At 34.1% G+C, this 18,135-nt stretch carries 15 protein-coding genes and 1 pseudogene; 11 read left to right on the top strand and 5 right to left on the bottom strand.

Annotated features, from left to right (window positions below; translation table 11 throughout):
* Positions 1-853 precede the first annotated feature (853 nt).
* From STA7437_RS22660 to STA7437_RS22640, 5 genes are all read left to right on the top strand, one after another.
* A complete protein-coding gene (locus STA7437_RS22660) occupies positions 854-1,579 on the top strand; it encodes an AzlC family ABC transporter permease (RefSeq protein WP_015211970.1) in 726 nt (241 codons plus the stop codon).
* Positions 1,569-1,886, top strand: a complete 318-nt coding sequence (locus STA7437_RS22655; protein ID WP_015211969.1) for an AzlD domain-containing protein — start codon at positions 1,569-1,571, stop codon at positions 1,884-1,886. The genes STA7437_RS22660 and STA7437_RS22655 overlap by 11 nt, the downstream gene beginning before the upstream one ends.
* A gap of 167 nt (positions 1,887-2,053) precedes the next feature.
* Complete coding sequence (locus STA7437_RS22650) at positions 2,054-3,598, top strand: hypothetical protein (protein WP_041620442.1); 1,545 nt, start codon at positions 2,054-2,056, stop codon at positions 3,596-3,598.
* 79 nt (positions 3,599-3,677) lie between these two features.
* Positions 3,678-4,874: a DUF1822 family protein gene (locus STA7437_RS22645; protein ID WP_015211967.1), complete on the top strand. Its 1,197-nt coding sequence runs from the start codon at positions 3,678-3,680 to the stop codon at positions 4,872-4,874.
* 11 nt (positions 4,875-4,885) lie between these two features.
* Positions 4,886-6,637 (top strand): hypothetical protein, encoded by a 1,752-nt coding sequence (locus STA7437_RS22640; protein WP_015211966.1) that lies wholly within the window; start codon positions 4,886-4,888, stop codon positions 6,635-6,637.
* Between the two features lie 3 nt (positions 6,638-6,640).
* Here the strand turns inward: STA7437_RS22640 and STA7437_RS22635 are convergent, their stop codons facing one another.
* Positions 6,641-8,170: an ABC transporter substrate-binding protein gene (locus tag STA7437_RS22635; RefSeq protein WP_171815486.1), complete on the bottom strand. Its 1,530-nt coding sequence runs from the start codon at positions 8,168-8,170 to the stop codon at positions 6,641-6,643.
* A gap of 236 nt (positions 8,171-8,406) precedes the next feature.
* On the opposite strand from STA7437_RS22635, the gene STA7437_RS22630 reads away from it, so the two are divergent.
* From STA7437_RS22630 to STA7437_RS22610, 5 genes are all read left to right on the top strand, one after another.
* A complete protein-coding gene (locus STA7437_RS22630; RefSeq protein WP_015211964.1) occupies positions 8,407-9,858 on the top strand; it encodes a DEAD/DEAH box helicase family protein in 1,452 nt (483 codons plus the stop codon).
* Between the two features lie 108 nt (positions 9,859-9,966).
* Positions 9,967-10,488 carry an NADAR family protein gene (locus STA7437_RS22625; RefSeq protein ID WP_015211963.1) on the top strand — a complete coding sequence of 174 codons (522 nt, stop codon included), beginning with the start codon at positions 9,967-9,969 and terminating at the stop codon, positions 10,486-10,488.
* Positions 10,489-10,959: 471 nt separating this feature from the next.
* The gene (locus STA7437_RS22620; RefSeq protein WP_015211962.1) at positions 10,960-12,195 is read left to right on the top strand and encodes a hypothetical protein; all 1,236 of its coding nucleotides are present in this window, start codon (positions 10,960-10,962) and stop codon (positions 12,193-12,195) included.
* A 70-nt stretch (positions 12,196-12,265) separates the two neighbouring features.
* The gene (locus STA7437_RS22615; protein ID WP_015211961.1) at positions 12,266-12,922 is read left to right on the top strand and encodes a Rossmann-fold NAD(P)-binding domain-containing protein; all 657 of its coding nucleotides are present in this window, start codon (positions 12,266-12,268) and stop codon (positions 12,920-12,922) included.
* Between the two features lie 7 nt (positions 12,923-12,929).
* Positions 12,930-13,595: a pentapeptide repeat-containing protein gene (locus STA7437_RS22610; protein ID WP_015211960.1), complete on the top strand. Its 666-nt coding sequence runs from the start codon at positions 12,930-12,932 to the stop codon at positions 13,593-13,595.
* A gap of 32 nt (positions 13,596-13,627) precedes the next feature.
* Here STA7437_RS22610 and STA7437_RS22605 read toward each other — a convergent pair whose 3' ends face one another.
* Complete coding sequence (locus tag STA7437_RS22605; RefSeq protein WP_015211959.1) at positions 13,628-13,939, bottom strand: nucleotidyltransferase family protein; 312 nt, start codon at positions 13,937-13,939, stop codon at positions 13,628-13,630.
* Between the two features lie 59 nt (positions 13,940-13,998).
* Here STA7437_RS22605 and STA7437_RS27200 point away from each other — a divergent pair.
* A pseudogene (locus STA7437_RS27200) lies at positions 13,999-14,112 on the top strand (type II toxin-antitoxin system RelE/ParE family toxin); the annotation flags it as partial.
* 131 nt (positions 14,113-14,243) lie between these two features.
* Here STA7437_RS27200 and STA7437_RS22600 read toward each other — a convergent pair.
* From STA7437_RS22600 to STA7437_RS22590, 3 genes are all read right to left on the bottom strand, one after another.
* A complete protein-coding gene (locus tag STA7437_RS22600) occupies positions 14,244-14,441 on the bottom strand; it encodes a hypothetical protein (protein WP_015211958.1) in 198 nt (65 codons plus the stop codon).
* 19 nt (positions 14,442-14,460) lie between these two features.
* Complete coding sequence (locus STA7437_RS22595) at positions 14,461-14,697, bottom strand: type II toxin-antitoxin system RelE family toxin (RefSeq protein WP_041620440.1); 237 nt, start codon at positions 14,695-14,697, stop codon at positions 14,461-14,463.
* 213 nt (positions 14,698-14,910) lie between these two features.
* Complete coding sequence (locus STA7437_RS22590; protein WP_015211956.1) at positions 14,911-18,114, bottom strand: serine protease; 3,204 nt, start codon at positions 18,112-18,114, stop codon at positions 14,911-14,913.
* Between the last annotated feature and the right edge of the window lie 21 nt (positions 18,115-18,135).

The following is an 18,135-nucleotide window of genomic DNA, read 5'->3' as shown; positions in this document are numbered from 1 at the left end:
AAGATCTAGCCGAGAAAAAAATGTGGTTATCAGGTATTTTGGGGTCAATTTTTGGTTGTTTTGATTACTTACTCAGGTCAAAGCGATCGCTATTGAAAAGATACATATTTGAATTTTGGCTTATTAACGCCGAAGTAATTACAGAGAGTGAAGTAACACCATATTTTGAGATAAATTTCAATTGGTTCTTATGAAAAATAAAAATCGAACAATATTACTAGACCGAAATTCTATTAAGTGGCTCAGAATTATTGCAGCTTACCAGATTTGTAGAGGAATTTTCGGGCAGTCACTTTTACCATTTCCAGTAGATTTTTTGTTTAGAGTACTTCTCTGTTCTAGTGGTGTACTTGTCTTTTTAAATAAAAAGATAGGGATCGTGTTGTTATTGATTGTATTGATTGCATCTATTCCCTATATTGAAATTGTCTTAGAGTCGAGTTTTTTTTATTGGCCACCAATCGTACTAGATTCACCTATAAATATAGGTCTTTATTTTACTCCATTTAGTATGGAACGTTTCTCGCCATCTCAAGGCGATAGGACTTCTGTGATTAGTATCTCTTTCAATTGTGTCTATATTTTTCTTTGTCTTAGTTTAAAAACAATCCTTTCTGAGGAAGCTTAAATAAAAAATCTCCTGTCTCCTACTCTCTTTTTCAATTATTCAATTAATTTTGCACCATTATTTATCTGTTTTGTCGGAGTGTAGGGGCTTGGAGTGGGACAATCAAACAAATGCGATCGCATCATAAAAGCTAAAGCAACATAGTTTTTTCAAAATATTTGCAACAAAACTCAAAACCTCAACCGATAGAAAGCTAGAAGAATTAAATAAAATTTGATGTATTAGATGAAACAGTCAAACAAACATTTTTCTAACTTAGCATTAATTCAATTTAGTAAGGGGTTTCAAGCAGCAATTCCGATTATCATTGGCTATATTCCTACTGCTATATCTTTTGGTATTGTAAGTACTGAAAATAATTTATCAGAAATTTCAGCAGTTTTGATGTCAGCAGCAGTTCATGCAGCAGCAAGTCAGTTTATGGCGGTTGCGATGCTCTCAAAAGGTGTACCAATTTTAGAAATTGTAATTGCTACTTTATTTATCAACTTGCGCCATATTGTAATGAATCTTTCGTTGCTACCAAAACTTCACAATCTGTCTGGTAGTGAGAAAGCTTTGATTTCTTTGGGTATAACCGATGAAACTTTTGCCGTAGCCTCTCTGACAAAAGACAGCGATATTCGTAGTGTTTCGGGGATGGCTGGCTTGGTTATATCTGCATTTTTAGCGTGGGTTATCGGTACGGTTTTGGGAGTTTGGTTGGCAGAATTTATTCCTCAAACAGTTAGCGGAGGAGTGAGTGTCGCTCTCTATGCAATGTTTATTGCTTTGCTAGTTCCAGCTTTGAAACAAAAACCTCAATGTCTTTTGGTTGTAGGAGTGGCAATAGTAACTAAAGTTTTACTACAGAACTCGTTTTCTTTGGGATGGTCGCTAGTAATCGCAACGATTTTAGGTTCGTTTGTATTTCCGTTTGTTGAGAGGAAGGGTATTGTCTATGAACGATAAAACTATTTTATGTCTGATTGTCGGAATGTTGCTGGCAACTTGGTTTTCTCGACTACTGCCTGTAGCTATCGTGTCTAGAATAAAGTTATCGCCATTTTTTGAATCATGGTTAAAAGGAGTTCCTTATGCAGCTTTAGGTGTTTTAATCTTTCCGGGAGTAATATCTGCCGATCCAGAAAGTTCTTGGACGGGAATTATCGGAGGAATGGTTGCATTACTTTTTTCTCTTTCTAGGCTTCCTACATTCTATGCTGTTGTTGCCTCAGTCTGTGCTGCTTCGATCTTTAAGCTGATGGGAAGTTTTTGAGTTTGGTTGAATACAGGCGATCGCTTCAAATCTTTTCAGAGAAAATTTTTCTAAAAAATCCAACATTAACCAACTTCCTAACCGACTATTGATTGCATGAGTCAAAAAAGCTTAAAATCTTTGTCTTATATACCTACATCTGGTATTTTGCGTAATATGAGGAGCGGATGATGTGCAATGAACAACTAATAGACAATTTTACAAGAGAACCCCGTCTCGAACAAAATAATGAACGTTTGAGAGTTCGACGCAACAACAGCGATCTAGAAGAGTTAAAAAATGCGATAATTCCTTTGATTTCAGAATATGGTGAAGATGAAGACAATGTATTTAGACATTTATTATTCAATAGATGTTCTGATTATGAATATTTATATTTAAGACTTTTAACAATATTTTGTAAAAATATTGCATACAACTACGGAGCAGTTAGTGTAAGAAATCAAATTGACGGTTATAGAGTAAATTTTCCTCAAGAAATCGGTCAATGGTTCGAGCGAGGTGATGTTCGAGAAAGATTGTTCCAAGAATGTTTACTAAAAATTTTAGATGTAACAAACGTTAGTAATTTACATCAACTAAATTCTAGAAATCTTTCTCAAGAATTTATTAATAAATTAATCGAGAGATACGATCCTAACTATAAAAATACAGAATCTAAAATTTTACCCTATTTAAAAACCACAATCAGTGGAAAAATACAGGATTCTGTAAAAAGAGATATTAATAATCCCGATCTTATTCGGATAATGTTTCATTCGAGTTGGTGGCTATTGGAAAAGAGTTCTAGAACAGATTTAGAAGAAGCAGCAATAATAGGATGCGTACCATCAATTAGATATTCAACAATTCAAAATCTCTTTAAATTGCACTATGGAACAATGCCAAAATTAGTACCAGGTCAAAGATACAGAGAACCGACAAATCCCGAATTAGAAAATATTGCATCAGAATTTAATGAAATAATATCTAGAGGATATAATTTTGATTTGGAAGATAATTTAACAATAGATGCAAACTGGATAAGATTTGAACTTAAAGAAATAAACGAAAATTTAAGAACATATTATACTAATAGGTCAAGAAATATTCAAGTAAATGAAGACATGGCATCAATAGAATCAATAGAAGACAGTATCGATCTAAATAATAATATAAAAAATATTCATTTTCTAATATTACAAATATTAGAAAAAATGGAATCTTTAGCGAACATAAAAAACCAAAAGATTATAGTTAGAAAAAATAAAGTTTTAACATATATGTATTATGGATTTAGTTATACACAAAATAATTATACTCTAGAACAAATTGGAAAAATTGTTGGATTAGGAGGGGGTGGTGTAATCAGTAGAATAAAAACACTTGAGCAAAATATTGTTAAAAAAATAATTGCAAACTTAGTATTAGATGAAACAATGAATTCTCAAGAAGTTACGTCAGAAAGAGTTGAAACAGTACGGGAGAAGTTGAAGAAAAATTTACCAGAAACTTATAGGCAGTTTACTTTTAAATTTTTAAGTAACATTCAAAATAATAATGTAGCAGTAATAACAAGCGATCAAGATTTTCTTATTAATGAAATTGAAAACTTTTTAATGCAAGAGTTAAAATTATTCGAGTCAAAATATAATTATGAAATATTTCAAAAATATTCTTATATTGTTCGAGAAAATATGCAACACATAATTCAACAATGGCATGATCTATAAAATTTAAAATTTATTTACTGTTACTTATTCAAATCCACCACACATCAAACACACTAAAACATCAATTGAGGAAAATTTCATGTTTCATTATCAATATAGTTTAGCGAAAAACAACCAGACAAACTTAATAATTTATTTCGATAATAAAGATATAGAACAAATACCCTTTAAAAGAAATGAATATTCTAGTAATTCGACATACCGTAATGCAAAAATTAATTTTATTTGCCAAGAAGGTTTTATGACATGGTTAAGAGAAGAAATAGAAGCAAATGAGAATTTAGAAGTTTGGGATAAAAATAATTTTTATATTAATTGGGAGTTTTTAAATGGAACAAAAATAAAACTAGGAAACAAAAGTTTAGTTTTAGTTCCTCAATTAGGCTCAAATGAAGAATGTGAAATAGATGCAGAATGGATAGATATTCCCGAATGGACAGCGGATTATTATATTCCGATATATGTAGATTTGGATAATATGTTTTTGCTAGTTCAAGGATATACTACTCACAAATGTCTTAAAAACTCAAAAATAACTAAATACGATGAAATACTTCGTAAATATTATATAAATACCAAAAAAATGTTTTTGAACATAGATAATATGTTAATTGTTAGAGAATACAATGCAGAAAACAAAACAAAGGTTAATTCTCTTCAGCCTTTGAGTGAAAGCAAAGAAAAACAAATGATTACAAAGTTGGGACATCCTACAGTTTTGTCTCCTAGATATGCAGTAAAGGATTTTTCAGAATGGTGTGCATTGATAGATAGTACTGATAAACGAAAAGAATTATATGAAGAAAGATGTTTTACCCTGAGAATAAATATTAATAAATGGTACGAAGGAATTTTTGAAGAGTTTTGGCAATCCCTCAGTGATATTGTTTATCCTTCTTTACGAATGGTAACATCTGGGTCATATAAACTACAGAGTAACCCATCAGTAACTATAAATAATGAAATATCAAAAGCTCGTCTTGTGAAGCTTGGTAAAAATTCAGTGGCGTTAGAGGTAAGCACTAAAATTGATCGACAAAATAGCTTAGATTTGATATGTAAAATATACTCTTCAATTAATTCTAACTCAATAGATTTACCTATTGGACTGAAAATAATAATAATGGATCGATATAAAAACATTTTAAAAGAAGAAATAGTTACTAATTCAACTGGTTGTATCCAGTTTGATTTAATGAAAATAAAAAAAGACGAATGTTATGTATTAGAAATAAATTTGAATAAAATAACTGAAAAAATAGAATTTTATTTTTAATTGAGTTAAAAATGTCGTATTTTTTAGAATTTAGTAATGATGACGGTTTTAGAGCAGGTCATAATTATCCAGAAGGAGAAGTATTTAGAGTTAGCCTAAAAAAAATATCTCCTATTTCGGAAGAAATTAAAAAAGGAACATTAGCTAAAAATTTTCAATTGTCCTCAAATAGTAAAAGTTTTTTTGCTTACTTGCAAGAATGGAAACAAGCTATAGAAAACTTTAGAAGACACCAGGATAGTAAATGCTATGCAGCGGTAACAAGTACTCAAATTCCTTCAGATACTCTTATGAAAATGGCTGATGCCGTCAATCTAGCATCTCACAATTTAATTAATGGCATGTTAAATTGGATCAGGCATTTTGGTAATCTAAATAGTATTTTATCATATTTATATGATGATATTATTCAGGCTTATCAACAAGATCGCAATCGAAATTTTTGTATATATATACAAACTGATAGTATTGACTTGAGACAATTACCTTGGCAACAAGCAATAAAACAATTAATAAGACAGGAGGCTTACACTCAGGGACAAAATATATCTAACTTAAATTTGTCTGTAAATTTTATTTCTAGGTTCAACTCTGGATTAATAAATCAATTTCAACGAATAGAATTTAATAATACGCCAGTTCGACTTTTAACAGTTATAGGCTCTGAAATAGACCAAAGTAAAGTAAATACAACGATAGAATGTTTAAAGTCAAATAATAGAGAATGGTTAAATGTAATAGCCTATCGACCTAAAAAGATTAAAGAATTATATGATAAAATTTGCCAGGATAATTTTGATATATTAGCTTTTATTGGGCATAGTCGTACAATTAATCCCGATCCAAATAATAATTTAAATCCAATAGGAGTATTCGATTTTTCATCTAACGAAAGTTTTACTTTGAAAAAATTAGAAAACGCATTAAACACAATAAATCCGAGTAAACATAAATTAATTATTTTTAATTCTTGCCAAAGTTTAGGTTTTGCGAGAGACTTAATATCAACATTGGGAATTAATAATGTTTCCTGTATTGCTTATAAAGAAGTTGTTCCAGATATAACTGCTTTAGATATTCTCAGAGAATTGTTAACACAGTTAAGACATTATAAAAACCTTAACATGGCTCTGTTGAAGACACAATTACGGATTTTCCCAACTGAAGAAAATGATGGTGCTTATGCTGCTTGGTTTCCAGTAATTTGTCATTCTGGTGGACAGGGAATACCTTTAATTTCTATAAATATAAATAACCAAATACAACAATATAATAATCAAATACAACAATATAAAGCTTTTAAATTAACATTTATTAAATTGTTTTTCGTATATATAAATACGAGAAGAAAGCCGATTGATATAATTGTCAATCGAATAATTAACTTAACTAATACAAGTTTTCCAATTTGGATATTATTATTAATGGGAGGGTATTTTATTATTAGTTTAATGTTCGTTGATCGGTTAATTAATTTAGAAGAACAAATGTTTATAGTTAAAACTATTTTATTGTTTATAATTTTTACTGCTATACTATTTATTTCTTATTTTATTAGATCAAACTGGCGAAATATAAATAAATATTTACGTTTTCTTAATATTATTTTTTTTGTAATAATCAATATTTTTCTTGTTCACTTTTTAATAAAGCCAGATAGAGTAGAACTAATTTTATTAATATTTAAAGTTTTTATTTCAACATTATTTTTTGGTATGTTGTCAGCTATGATAAAAAATTTGAGGTCTAGAGCGATTAATTAGTTTTTAGTTTACTGAGCTTGACGATTCAATTGGAACAAAATCATAACCACTTTCGTGTTGAGCTTCATTTCCCTTATATTCTACTTTAACTAAATAAGGCTTCAATTTACGATCGCCATTCGATGAAAATGTTATTTCTCCTAAAGCTCCTTTAGCAGAGAAATTGTTTTTCAAGAAATTGTTTTTCAATTCTTTAGCAATTTGCTGACGGTCAATTTCTTTATTTTCAGCTTCAATTTTTTTAATAGCTTCAATAATTACCTTCATCGCGTCATAACACATTGCTGCTTTAAAGTTTACATCTCCGCCCCAAAGACATACTGCTTTGTTAGGAAAATCTGAACAATTTTGGTTTGCTCCGTTTGAATCGCAATCGCTTTTTTCACAACGGTCGATATTGTTATGCCAAGAAACTGCTAATACTAAACCTTCTGCATCTTTTTTAAGATCTAAAGTACTGCTCTGATATAAGTTAGCTAAATCTCCTATTATTTCTAATTTTTCATTATTATTTGCAGCATTTGCTTGGATAATTTGTCTAGCTACCTCAGCGCGAGCGTTATCAGTTGCAAGCAAAATAACTTCTGCTCCTTTATTTTTAGCTTTGGCAATAAATTCTTGTGCTACCTCGTCTGCCTTAGATTCAACATCTTCAAAAAGATGTTGATAATCAAACTCTGCTATTTTATATGTCTTATTAAAAATATTTACTCCTAAAGCTTTTTTAAATTCACTCCTAATTTCTTCACTATAACTAACACCTTTAACATAAAAAATAGCTACTTTGGTTTTTTGAAGCTTGGTTTTCATATAGTTCGCCAAATTAGCACTTCCTGATTTATTTGTAATGTTTGTTCTATAAATATAATCGCCATATCCTGAAAGTTTTATTGTGGTACTAATTGGGGAAATGTATAGAATCTTATTAGCGTTATATATTGGTACTGCTGCTAAACTTACATCAGATGTCCAGTGTCCAGTAACTGCTAAAATATTTGAATCTTCAGCAATGTAACAAGCAATTTGTTGTGCTTTTTCTCTTTTATCATTATCTATAAAAATAGCTATCTTTAAGTATTTGCCGTTAATGCCACCTGCTTCATAAAGTTCTTGTTGTGCTTGAGCAAAACCTTGTAGCATTGACTTTGAATCTATTTGTTTATACTTTCCAGGAACGATAACTGCAACAGTAAATGAATTTTGATTTTTAATAATATCATTGTTAATAAGACTATTGTAGTAATAAATAGAGGTTTCTGGAGCATTTCTTTTAACAATTAAAGCTTTTTTAAATTCGTTAAATGCTTTATTATACTCTCCTGACAAAAATAATTGGTTTCCTGTTTCTTTATGCTCTGTAAAAGTTACATTTTTATCCGATTCAGATAAATCGATATTTAAATTTTTTTCTCCATAGCTTATTGATTTTTCAAGTTCAGAATTTTTATCAAATTGACATATTAATTTGGCCTTTATGACAGAGCGATCGTTGAACAAATCTAGAATACGCGAAAGCAACGAAGAGAAAGTCAATATTAAACCAATTAAAACTAAAATAAATATTCTTCGGTTCATATATCAAAAAATACTTGAATTTTGAAATTAATGTAATTAGTCAAAATAAAATATGCGTATTATTGTAAGATGAACGAGTAATCTCTGTAAATATACTTAAAAAAAATGTGATATTAATAACTATTAAGCAATGCTTTGAATTATTCCAACATTTGAAGTAAATCGATCGATATATCTAGTAGGAAGTCCAATAAATGCGATCGCCTACTATGATTAAACCGATTAAAACGGTAATAACGACAATTTTAGAGGCAATTTTTACAATACTCAGTTCGGGTTTATTCCATACCCCCGATGATACGGCATACATCGATGTCTATAGATATCAACTTCGTCAGACATATCCAGTCAATAGCGCGAAATTCAAACAATGGCTGAAAGCCTATGCCAGAGACAAATACAACAAATTCTTAACTCCAAAAGAAGTTAATTTACTGATAGAACAATTAGAAACAGAAGCTTTATTCAAACCGAAAGCCGAAATTTACCATAATCGCGTCATTCAATACAAAGGAACTATCTATATTAACGTAGGGGATGACAAGGGAAACGCGATCGCCATAAATAAGCAAAACTGGTATATTATCAACAATCCTCCCGTTCGATTTAAAACTTCCCAATTTATCGAACCCCTACCCTTTCCAGTCAGGGGAGGCAAAATTGAAGACTTGTTAGAGTTTACCAATCTCAATCCCGAACAACTGATTTTAGTAGCAGGTTGGTTATTAGGTACGCTTAGTCCCAATCCTCCTTATCCTCTGTTAATTATTACTGGCGAACAAGGTTCTGGTAAATCTAGTTTGGCAAAAATGCTCAAACAACTAATCGATCCTGGCAAAGGAGTCTTGCGATCGCAACCCAAAGACGAACGCAGTCTGATGGTTGCAGCAATGAATGCTTGGGTATTATGCTTCGATAATTTATCAAAACTCTCTCAATCTCTTTCTGACGGTTTGTGCCGACTCAGTACGGGTAATAGTTATGTAGACCGAAAGCTTTACAGTGATAGAGAACAAACGGTAATCGAAGCAGCACGACCTGTAATTATTACTAGTATTGCAGATACAATAACTAATGGAGACTTACTAGACCGTTCGATTTGCATTCATCTCGACCCGATTCACCCACAGCAAAGACGTTCGGAAACAGAAATTAACCTTCGCTTTGAACAGTTAAAACCAAGAATTTTAGGATTATTTTGCACTGCCGTCAGTCAGGCTTTAGCCAATCGAGAAAGAGTTAATTTAGAAGAATCTCCCCGTATGGCAGATTTTGCCGAGTGGGTAACGGCAGCCGAACCAGCTTTGGGTTTTGAATCAGGTACTTTTCTCCAAGCCTATCAAACCAACCGCGAACAATCTCAACGACTGACGGTTGAAGATTCTATTGAAACACTAGCAATTCAATCTTTATTAGAAAGAGAGTCTTGCTGGCAGGGAACGGCAACCGAGTTATTGAAGTTTATTGAGGGGTATGCAGAAGAACATGAATATTCAACCCATGACTTACCCAAGGCTGCCAATAAACTTAGCCAAAAGCTACGAAAAATCAACCCAGGATTGCGTGCTGTAGGCGTAGAAGTCAATTTCGAGCGTCAGGGAAAGTCTGGTATTCGTGTAATTAAGATTGAAAAGATCGCTCCTTAATCGTCAGACCGTCAGCGAGTAGAATTATATTTTAGTCTTACTGGTACATAACTTTAATCTCTGCTGACGATACTGACAATAGCTGAATTAAAACATTTGTGAACTACTATGAATATTTACTTCTGCGATGCAAGTGAAAATCCTTATGGATGCTTTTCAAATTCTGCCTTTTATGGTGTTAGATTAGATATATTTCAATGCAGAACTAGCGAACACTATTTTCAAGCACAAAAATTCGAGGGAAACTCTTTAACAGAGCGTGAAGCAAAGCGTAATAATTTGTTATTAAAAGAAATACTAGCAGCAAAAACGCCAGAAGTAGCAATTGCTTTAGCTGAGAATTATCGGCAATTTTGGCGTAGTGACTGGGAAGAAGTAAAAGACCAAATGATGTATCAAGCGGTATTTAAAAAATTTGATTGGCATAGGGATATAAGAAAAATATTACTCAGTACGGGAAAAAAAGCGATCATTTATAATTCTCCTTCAGATTATTACTGGGGTTTTGGAGAAGATGGTACTGGTGATAATAAACTAGGTGAAATTTTGATGTCGGTTAGAGATATTTTACAAAAGAAAACAGACCGCTTAAAAAATCATTCTGGTGCTAGTTATAGGTGGTGGTTGTAGTAGTTACTACGGAAAAACATATTATTTAATTTTTCAGATAAAAATGCTTTATATTCGGCATTACTAGCTTCACCTTGCAAATTTATTTCCTTCATCTCTGCAACAATGAGCCTGAATCTACCGAAGGTACTAATAGATAGATGTAAGAGGAATTAAAAGGTGAAAAAAACTTCGACTACAGTTTTAGGCTTAATATTATTATCGATAACGCTGCGATCGCTCTCAAACTTTTTGCACAATCAAATTCAAGTTTTGAATCAGAAAAAAACACGCTATTGCAAGCATTTCCTAATTGGTCGAGAGTCTTAAACAATACAGAAAAATAAACCCTTAAGTTTTCACCGCGTCTAAGTCAATATTTAGATGTTCCTATCGAATTAGAAAAAATTCCCGTCTTCAAAGGATAGCTGCATCAATATGCCTTTTTTATCAGATTAACTAACTTATCCTCCTCAAGCAAAATGTATCGTTATGACTCCCACTAATCGTTATCAAAAGCGATCGCCTAACTCTCAAATACCAACTGCTTACAACTCGGTATTTTCCTACCGATGGCTTTGTCATCTAGTTCGAGATTTGCTGATCGTTACTGCTTCCGAACTGTACGGCGATGCTATTGTCACTAAAAAGTTAGCCCGACAGTCAGATTGGGTTGCAGGTATTTTAACCGTTACTAATTTAATCAATGCTGCTAGCAGTTTTCCCCTGCTGTTATTAACTTTGATTGACTTTGGTATCTTTGGTTGGCTATTAGCGATCGCCATAGAACTCGGTTTGATTAAATTTAGTAATTGGACGGGAGTTGTAGCGATCGCCTATGAAGCCCGACACAAAAATTGGAACGGTATCGGTTTGGCAGGGGTTGTTTTAATTAATATCGTCCAGTCTTTTGTCGGAGGAGTGGGAACGCTGATTCTGTTAGATCGACCGAGTTTGAGCGATCGCTTGAGCGAACAATTAATTCAAGAGCGAGTTATCGTTCCTCAAGAGAAAAAAATAGAGGCTTTACAAATCGAACCTCAACAACTAACTGAGGCTAAAAACCAGTGTCAAAACCTAGAAGCTCGATTGGCACGAACTCTACCCAATAGTCCCGAACGAGGTTCTTTATTTCCTCAAGCTTATGGTTCGTGGCAAGACTACAATTTACCCCTACCCCAGCGTAGTTATTCTACCTCTCCCGTTGCTCAGTGGCCCTGGTGTCCTAAAAGTAGTAGACTAACGGAAATTTATGCCGAGAATTTAACAAGAGCAGAAGAAGAGTTAGAAAAACTCAAGGCAGAAATCGCAAGCCTGGGTAATCTAAATTATCTACATTCGACTCTATTTGATGTCTATGCTCAAAACTTTAATGAAAATGACGAAATAAAATCTAGCATGAGAGCAATGGCGATCGCCCTCGATTTGTTCTTCAGTCGCTTGAAAAATGGCGAATGGGCAATGCTCGGTCTTAGTTTATATGTATTTATCCTTTCTGTGGTTACTTCTGGAATTGCTGTAGGTTTAATTGCGACACACGCTCGACGGGAAGACGTACAGATGTCTTGGAGTGAAGCAGCAGCAGAGGCTTTTATCGAATTTCTCAAACAGAAACGACAAGAACGAGCGTTTGAACTTGATAGGGTGAATAGTCAGAAAGATATCATTCTTACTTCTAGCGATCGCCATAATTACTCTTTTAATGGTAAATCCGATTCTCAACAGTAGTAAATTTTAGCGATCCGCATCAAAGTTTACAACAAGAACAATAACCAGATAAACCACTCTAAATTTATCCATGCAAACCCTCGCAGAACCAAAGCTATTACTTTTAACACCAGAAGAATCCGAACTGGTTGGCGATGACGAACCAAAATTACTCGAATACGTTCGAGAAGCTTACCTTAAGGAGCGCGATCGCCCGTTAGCTGAAGCTTTAGGTTCTGTAGAGGCTGCTTTGGAAGATATCCGCGAGGAATGCGATCGCTTGAGTTATTTGCTGTCGGAAAAAAAGTTCGATGAGATTTCCTATTCGCAATGGCAAACGGCGATGAGTCGCCTTCTTTATGGAACTCATTATTTATTGTTTGTGACGGGAATTGATCGCCAGTATTGGCGCAAGCTAATTAAAGATTGGTTTACTGGTTCTTGGTGGCGCAAACTAGGACTCGATAGAAATTACTTTTCCGAACGAGATAGTTTGGAGGAGTGTTGGCGAAATGTTAGCTATATCTACAATTTCTGGCAACTATCGGGATTGACTTATCCGAGTGCGGAATGGACTGAAACTCATTGTCAGCGTTTGCAGCTTTATCTACAGCAATTGCCTATCTCCAGTCTGCATTTAGCTCAGTGGTTGCAAATCAAAATTCAAAACAGTTATCGCAGGGGTAAGTTACGTATCCCTCTGTATTCTCCTACTTCTCTAGATAAAAGACCGACTAACATCAATTGAAAAAACTATGTTTATCTTACCCGATACCATATACGATCTATTTCCCTCCTGGTTGAGAATTGAAATTATCGGCGATCAAGAATTTCAGCAACGCTACCGAGAAGGAGAGCGTCAGTTTGCTAAAAAGCGGTTGCTCAATATAACTATAGATGGAGCAGAATTTTTAAATATTGATTGGCAGGGGTCTGATTTACGTTATTTTGGCAGATTACCTCATAATTTGACTGGGATTAACCTGCGTCGTGCCAATCTATGCGGACAGGATTTGAGCGGTAGAGATTTACGTCAGGCAAATCTAACGGGAGCTAATTTACGTCACGCCAATCTAGCAGGGGCAAACTTAGCAGGAGCAAATTTAAGTCAAGCAAGACTGGTTAGAGTCAATCTCCATCGCGCTAATTTAATCGGAGCGCAGCTAGAGAAAACTAACTTAAATGGCGCGAATTTGAGTCAGGCAGAACTAGAAAAAACCAATTTCAGTGGAGCAAATTTATCAGGAGCAAATCTAGCCTGGGTAAATCTCCGCAATAGTAATTTAATCCATACCAAACTCAATTGGGCAAATCTAACTGGTGCAGATTTAAGCGGTTCGGATCTCGCCTATAGCCAGCTAAAAGGAACGGCATTAGCAGCAGCGCGATTACCTGTTGGATTTAAGATGGTTTATTATTGATTTTTTTGATGTGTTTTAGGCGAGTAAGATCGTCAATTTTTGGCATAAATTATTACGGCTTCACTTAATACTCTTTCGCGAAAAAAGTGACTTAATTCTGCTGGTGTTCTTAAATCTACTTCTCGCCCTAGCATTTGCGATAATTCATCTTGTAGATCTACAATTGCTAACCCTGGTGTTTTTCCTTTGGCAAACTCTACTAATAGATCTACATCACTTTCGGGGGTAAAATCCTCTCTTAATACCGAACCAAATAACGATAATTTATCGATCTCATTTCGCTGACAAAAATCTTTTAGTTTTACAATAGGTATTTTAATTGGTAATGCTAAAGGAGTTTTCATTTTTGTCGAGCTTTTTATCTTATTTACTTTCATCTATCCTACTTTTAAATGGTTTAACATTTAAAGGAATTGGCAGTGGTATTTTTGAGATTGTTACTCGATTTGACTCTGACACTTATAGAACAATTTATGCTGTACAAATAGGTAAACATATTTATGTGCTTCATGCTTTTTAGAAAAAATCTCCTAAAGGCATTAAAACAGCACAAAAAATCTAAATTTGTCGTATTGTTTTATGGTCATTTTTATTAATTTGCGGATGCTGTTAAACATGAATTAAACTCAATCTATCTCTACAGACTTTTTACATTTCAAGCATTTGCTTAACTTCTTGTAAAGAATATTCGGGACTGTCTTTATCTTCTTCTTCAGCCGATCTTAAATCTCGTAAGTCTTCTAAATCTTCTAGTATCTCTTGTAGTTTTAGAAATTCTTCATAAGGAAGTACGGCAAACTCTTTTTGACCATTTTTGGTTATAAATTCGGGATGTAATTCAATCATTGTATTTACTTGGTTTTTATTATTGGTAAGCGTCTTTTCTATGTTTGACTCGGTGAATCCTTAAAATTTCACCATCAATTTTAAATAAAATTCTATATGTTCCAACTCTTAATCTATATTCTGGAGTAAAATTAGTGAGCTTTTTAATATCTCCTTGTAGATTATTCTCCATAGCTTCAATTTTAAGTAAAATTTTTTCTCTTAAATTGGGAGATAAGGCTTTTAAATCTTTCACTGCTTGGCGTTTAAATTTAATTTGATATTTTACATCTTCCTCTTAGCTAATTTTAAAATTGAGGAATTTATATTTCTGCCTATTGTAACGAAAAAGTTTCTCTGCTTGAGGAAAAAGAAGAATTTACATTTTTCCTTAAACAGATATTTTAAAATATTTGATCTTAACAATTATTTTGGTTTGTTTTACGGTTTCAAAAATTGAATCGAGCTAGTAGGTTTTTTCTATGTTTGTTTAAGGTAATTGTTGCAATAAACTAGCTGCTTGTTCGGCTAAAACAGTGTTACCTTGAGCAATGAATAATTTTTGGGCTTTTTGAAGATTAGCTCGCGCTGCTTCAATAGCTCCTTTTTTTTGATACACCAAAGCCAAGTTACCATAAGCTTTAGCATCATCGGGATTAATCAGGATGGCTTGATTAAAGTCAGCGAGAGCTAGATCTAGTTTGTTTTGGTACAAGTAGATAGTACCCCTACCGTAGTAAGCATCACCATCATTATGATTGATGTCAATCGCTTGATTGAAGTCATTTAGAGCCAAATCTAATTGACCTTGTGTTACGTAGATAGTACCCCTACCGTAGTAAGCATCACCATCATTATGATTAAGGTCAATCGCTTGATTGAAGTCATTTAAAGCCAAATCTGGATTGCCTTGCCTGGCGTAAATACTACCCCGATCGGCGTAAACTTCAGCATAGTTAGAATTAATAGCAATCGCTTTATCGTAGTCGGAGAGGGCTAAATCTAGTTTGCCTTGCTGAGCGTAAATAGTACCTCGATTGTAATAAACCTTAGCATTGAAATAAGCCCCAGTATAGTTAGAATTAATAGCAATCGCTTTATCGTAGTCGGAGAGGGCTAAATCTAGTTTGCCTTGCTGAGCGTAAAGATTACCCCGATTGTAGTAAACTATGCCATCATCAAAATTGAGGTCGATTACTTGATTGTAATCAGCTATGGCCAAATCTAGTTTGCCTTGGTCGGCGTAAACAGCACCCCGATTAAGGTAAGCTAGAGCAAATTCACGATCAATCGAAATCGCCTTATTAAGGTCGGCTATGGCCAAATCTAGTTTGCCTTGTTGATCATAAACAACACCCCGATTGTAATAAGCTTTAGTATAATCAGAATTAATCGAAATCGCCTTATTAAGGTCGGCTATGGCCAAATCTGGTTTGTCTTGTCGAATGTAAAATAAACCTCGATTAATGTAAACTTTAGCATCGTTAGAATTAATCGAAATCGCTTTATTGAAGTCGACTATGGCCAAATCTGGTTTGTTTTGTTGATCGTAAACATTACCTCTATTGTAGTAAAAAGTAGAGCGAGGATTAAGTTTAATTGCCTGGTTATAAGCCAGTTTAGCTTCTGAATAACGTTCTAGATCGAATAAGATATTACCTTTTTGGTTGTATAAATTGGCATTGTTTGGTTGCAGTGAACTTGCTGTTTCGGTAACTGATAGTGCTTCTTCTAATCGATTTAATTGTTGTAAAAACACAACTTTAGTCAGGAAAGCTGCTGCAAAACTAGGTTCGGTTTCTGTAGCTAGTTCCAAACTTTTTAATGCTGCTTCATATTTACGTTCATACCCTAAAGCCAAACCCTTGCCATAGTAAGCCAAATGAATAAATTCAGGTTTAAGTTCAATTGCTTTATCGAACGCCTCCACTGCTTCAGAATTGCGCCTTAACCGCCATAGTTTATTTCCCCTTTCAATCCATTTTTCTGCTGTAGCATTACTTTGAGGTATTTCTGTACCTAAAATAGCATCTTGAAAAGCTTGGGTTTCTGACGTGTTTAATTTTTTCGGTTTGTTATCTTGTATCGCTAATGTGGAGTTAACCTTTAATATATTTGTTAAACCGACAAATGTATTAATGGGAATTCCTAAACTAAAACCTGACTGCACCTGCTTTTTGTCACTGCTTTGACTGTCTAAAACTTCTTCTCCTTCTGCCAACCCATGAATGCCAATAACTCTGCCATCTCGATCTAATACCGCACCACCACTCATTCCTCCATAGGTGATGCTGCTATAAACCATTTCATAACCACCAGCTAAACTACCCTGACTGCTAATCAAACCAAAATTATCGGTAGTCAAAGAACTATCTTTAACCTCTAATAATCCCTGTTCTCGCTCAAAACCATAACCCAAACTAAACAACCACGGGGCTGGTTTATTGTTATCTAGCTTGGGATACCCTGCCACAAATACCGCATCGCCTTGTGTTAAAGGATAATTAGCTAACTGAGCTACTTGATAATTTTCATCACTGGTAAATTTAACTACCGCTAAATCTACCCCCTCTTGTCTTCGAGTCTTGTCAGCTTCTATTTGGTGACGTTGACCGTCATGAGTCACTATTTCATAAACAAAGTCGCGACAGGGTTGGGTGGCGTTGTCCCTTTCGCAAATTACATGATCCGCAGTCAAAACGGCATAAGTATTGTTTTCTTTAGCTACAATCACTCCCGAACCATTACTCAAGCCATTAGTATTATCAATTTTGACGGTAAATTGCTTTGCTTCGGCTTCTAACTCGCCCAACCATTCCGTTAGAGCAGGTGTGTTGGCTTCTGCAATTTCTGGTTGAGGTAAATTGTAAGCAGTCACAATATTGGAATTTAATTCTCCCAACACCGTATCGATGGGAATGCCCCAACTTAACTGCCTCATTGCTTCAATTTCTTCTGGCTTGGGTTGTGTGCCATCTTGATAGACATAGACAGTATTGATGATAGGAAATTTTAGTTGACCGTTAATTCCCAGTAACTTCATATCCCCATCGAGAATTGGTCCACCACTCATGCCTGATTCGATCTCGTTGGTGTAGCCAATTTGATAACCTTTTTTCAGAAGTCGGTCGGAAATTTGAGTAACTTGACCACTTGTAGTGACAAATTTCCCAGTTTGGCGAGAATAACCTGCTGCAAAAGTAGGTAGTTCTGGTTCGGCAGGTAATTTACTAAGGGTAGCTATTTTGTAAGTGTGGTTACTACTAAATTGAAGCAATGCCCGATCGTAAGCGGAACTGATAGAGTTAGAAACTAGATTGGCTTGGTGAGTTTGACCGTCTTCAGTTTTAACTTCAAAAGTTTTACCACCACGAACTACATGAGCGTTAGTGAGAATCAGATAGTTATTGCCTTGCTTACCAATCAAAACCCCCGAACCACCATTGTCTTTAGTGCTGATTTTAACGGTAATGGCTCTAGCTAATTCTGTAAGATCTTTTTCTGCTTCGGGAGAAAATGCCTGAGCAACTTCGTTTGATTGTGCCAACTGTTGACCCGAACTTTGAGTAAGAACCGATTTTGCTGTCAAATCTTCAGCACCCGATGTATTGATACCTAAATACGAACAAGCACTTACCGTGAAAACCGATGTGGGTAATAGAAAAAAGCCAATTAAAGCAAAAGAACGTTTCATAAAAATTTTTATCTTAATAAA

It is taken from the genome of Stanieria cyanosphaera PCC 7437, assembly GCF_000317575.1.
GTDB lineage: Bacteria > Cyanobacteriota > Cyanobacteriia > Cyanobacteriales > Xenococcaceae > Stanieria > Stanieria cyanosphaera.
This window is presented reverse-complemented; position numbering and strand designations above follow the sequence as displayed.

Bases quoted from the DNA above. Each gene is read 5' to 3' on its own strand.
- STA7437_RS22660 (WP_015211970.1), top strand. From the start codon at position 854: ATGAAACAGTCAAACAAACATTTTTCTAACTTAGCATTAATTCAATTT.
- STA7437_RS22655 (WP_015211969.1), top strand. From the start codon at position 1,569: ATGAACGATAAAACTATTTTATGTCTGATTGTCGGAATGTTGCTGGCA.
- STA7437_RS22650 (WP_041620442.1), top strand. From the start codon at position 2,054: ATGATGTGCAATGAACAACTAATAGACAATTTTACAAGAGAACCCCGT.
- STA7437_RS22645 (WP_015211967.1), top strand. From the start codon at position 3,678: ATGTTTCATTATCAATATAGTTTAGCGAAAAACAACCAGACAAACTTA.
- STA7437_RS22640 (WP_015211966.1), top strand. From the start codon at position 4,886: ATGTCGTATTTTTTAGAATTTAGTAATGATGACGGTTTTAGAGCAGGT.
- STA7437_RS22630 (WP_015211964.1), top strand. From the start codon at position 8,407: ATGCGATCGCCTACTATGATTAAACCGATTAAAACGGTAATAACGACA.
- STA7437_RS22625 (WP_015211963.1), top strand. From the start codon at position 9,967: ATGAATATTTACTTCTGCGATGCAAGTGAAAATCCTTATGGATGCTTT.
- STA7437_RS22620 (WP_015211962.1), top strand. From the start codon at position 10,960: ATGACTCCCACTAATCGTTATCAAAAGCGATCGCCTAACTCTCAAATA.
- STA7437_RS22615 (WP_015211961.1), top strand. From the start codon at position 12,266: ATGCAAACCCTCGCAGAACCAAAGCTATTACTTTTAACACCAGAAGAA.
- STA7437_RS22610 (WP_015211960.1), top strand. From the start codon at position 12,930: ATGTTTATCTTACCCGATACCATATACGATCTATTTCCCTCCTGGTTG.
- STA7437_RS22605 (WP_015211959.1), bottom strand. From the start codon at position 13,939: ATGAAAACTCCTTTAGCATTACCAATTAAAATACCTATTGTAAAACTA.
- STA7437_RS22600 (WP_015211958.1), bottom strand. From the start codon at position 14,441: ATGATTGAATTACATCCCGAATTTATAACCAAAAATGGTCAAAAAGAG.
- STA7437_RS22590 (WP_015211956.1), bottom strand. From the start codon at position 18,114: ATGAAACGTTCTTTTGCTTTAATTGGCTTTTTTCTATTACCCACATCG.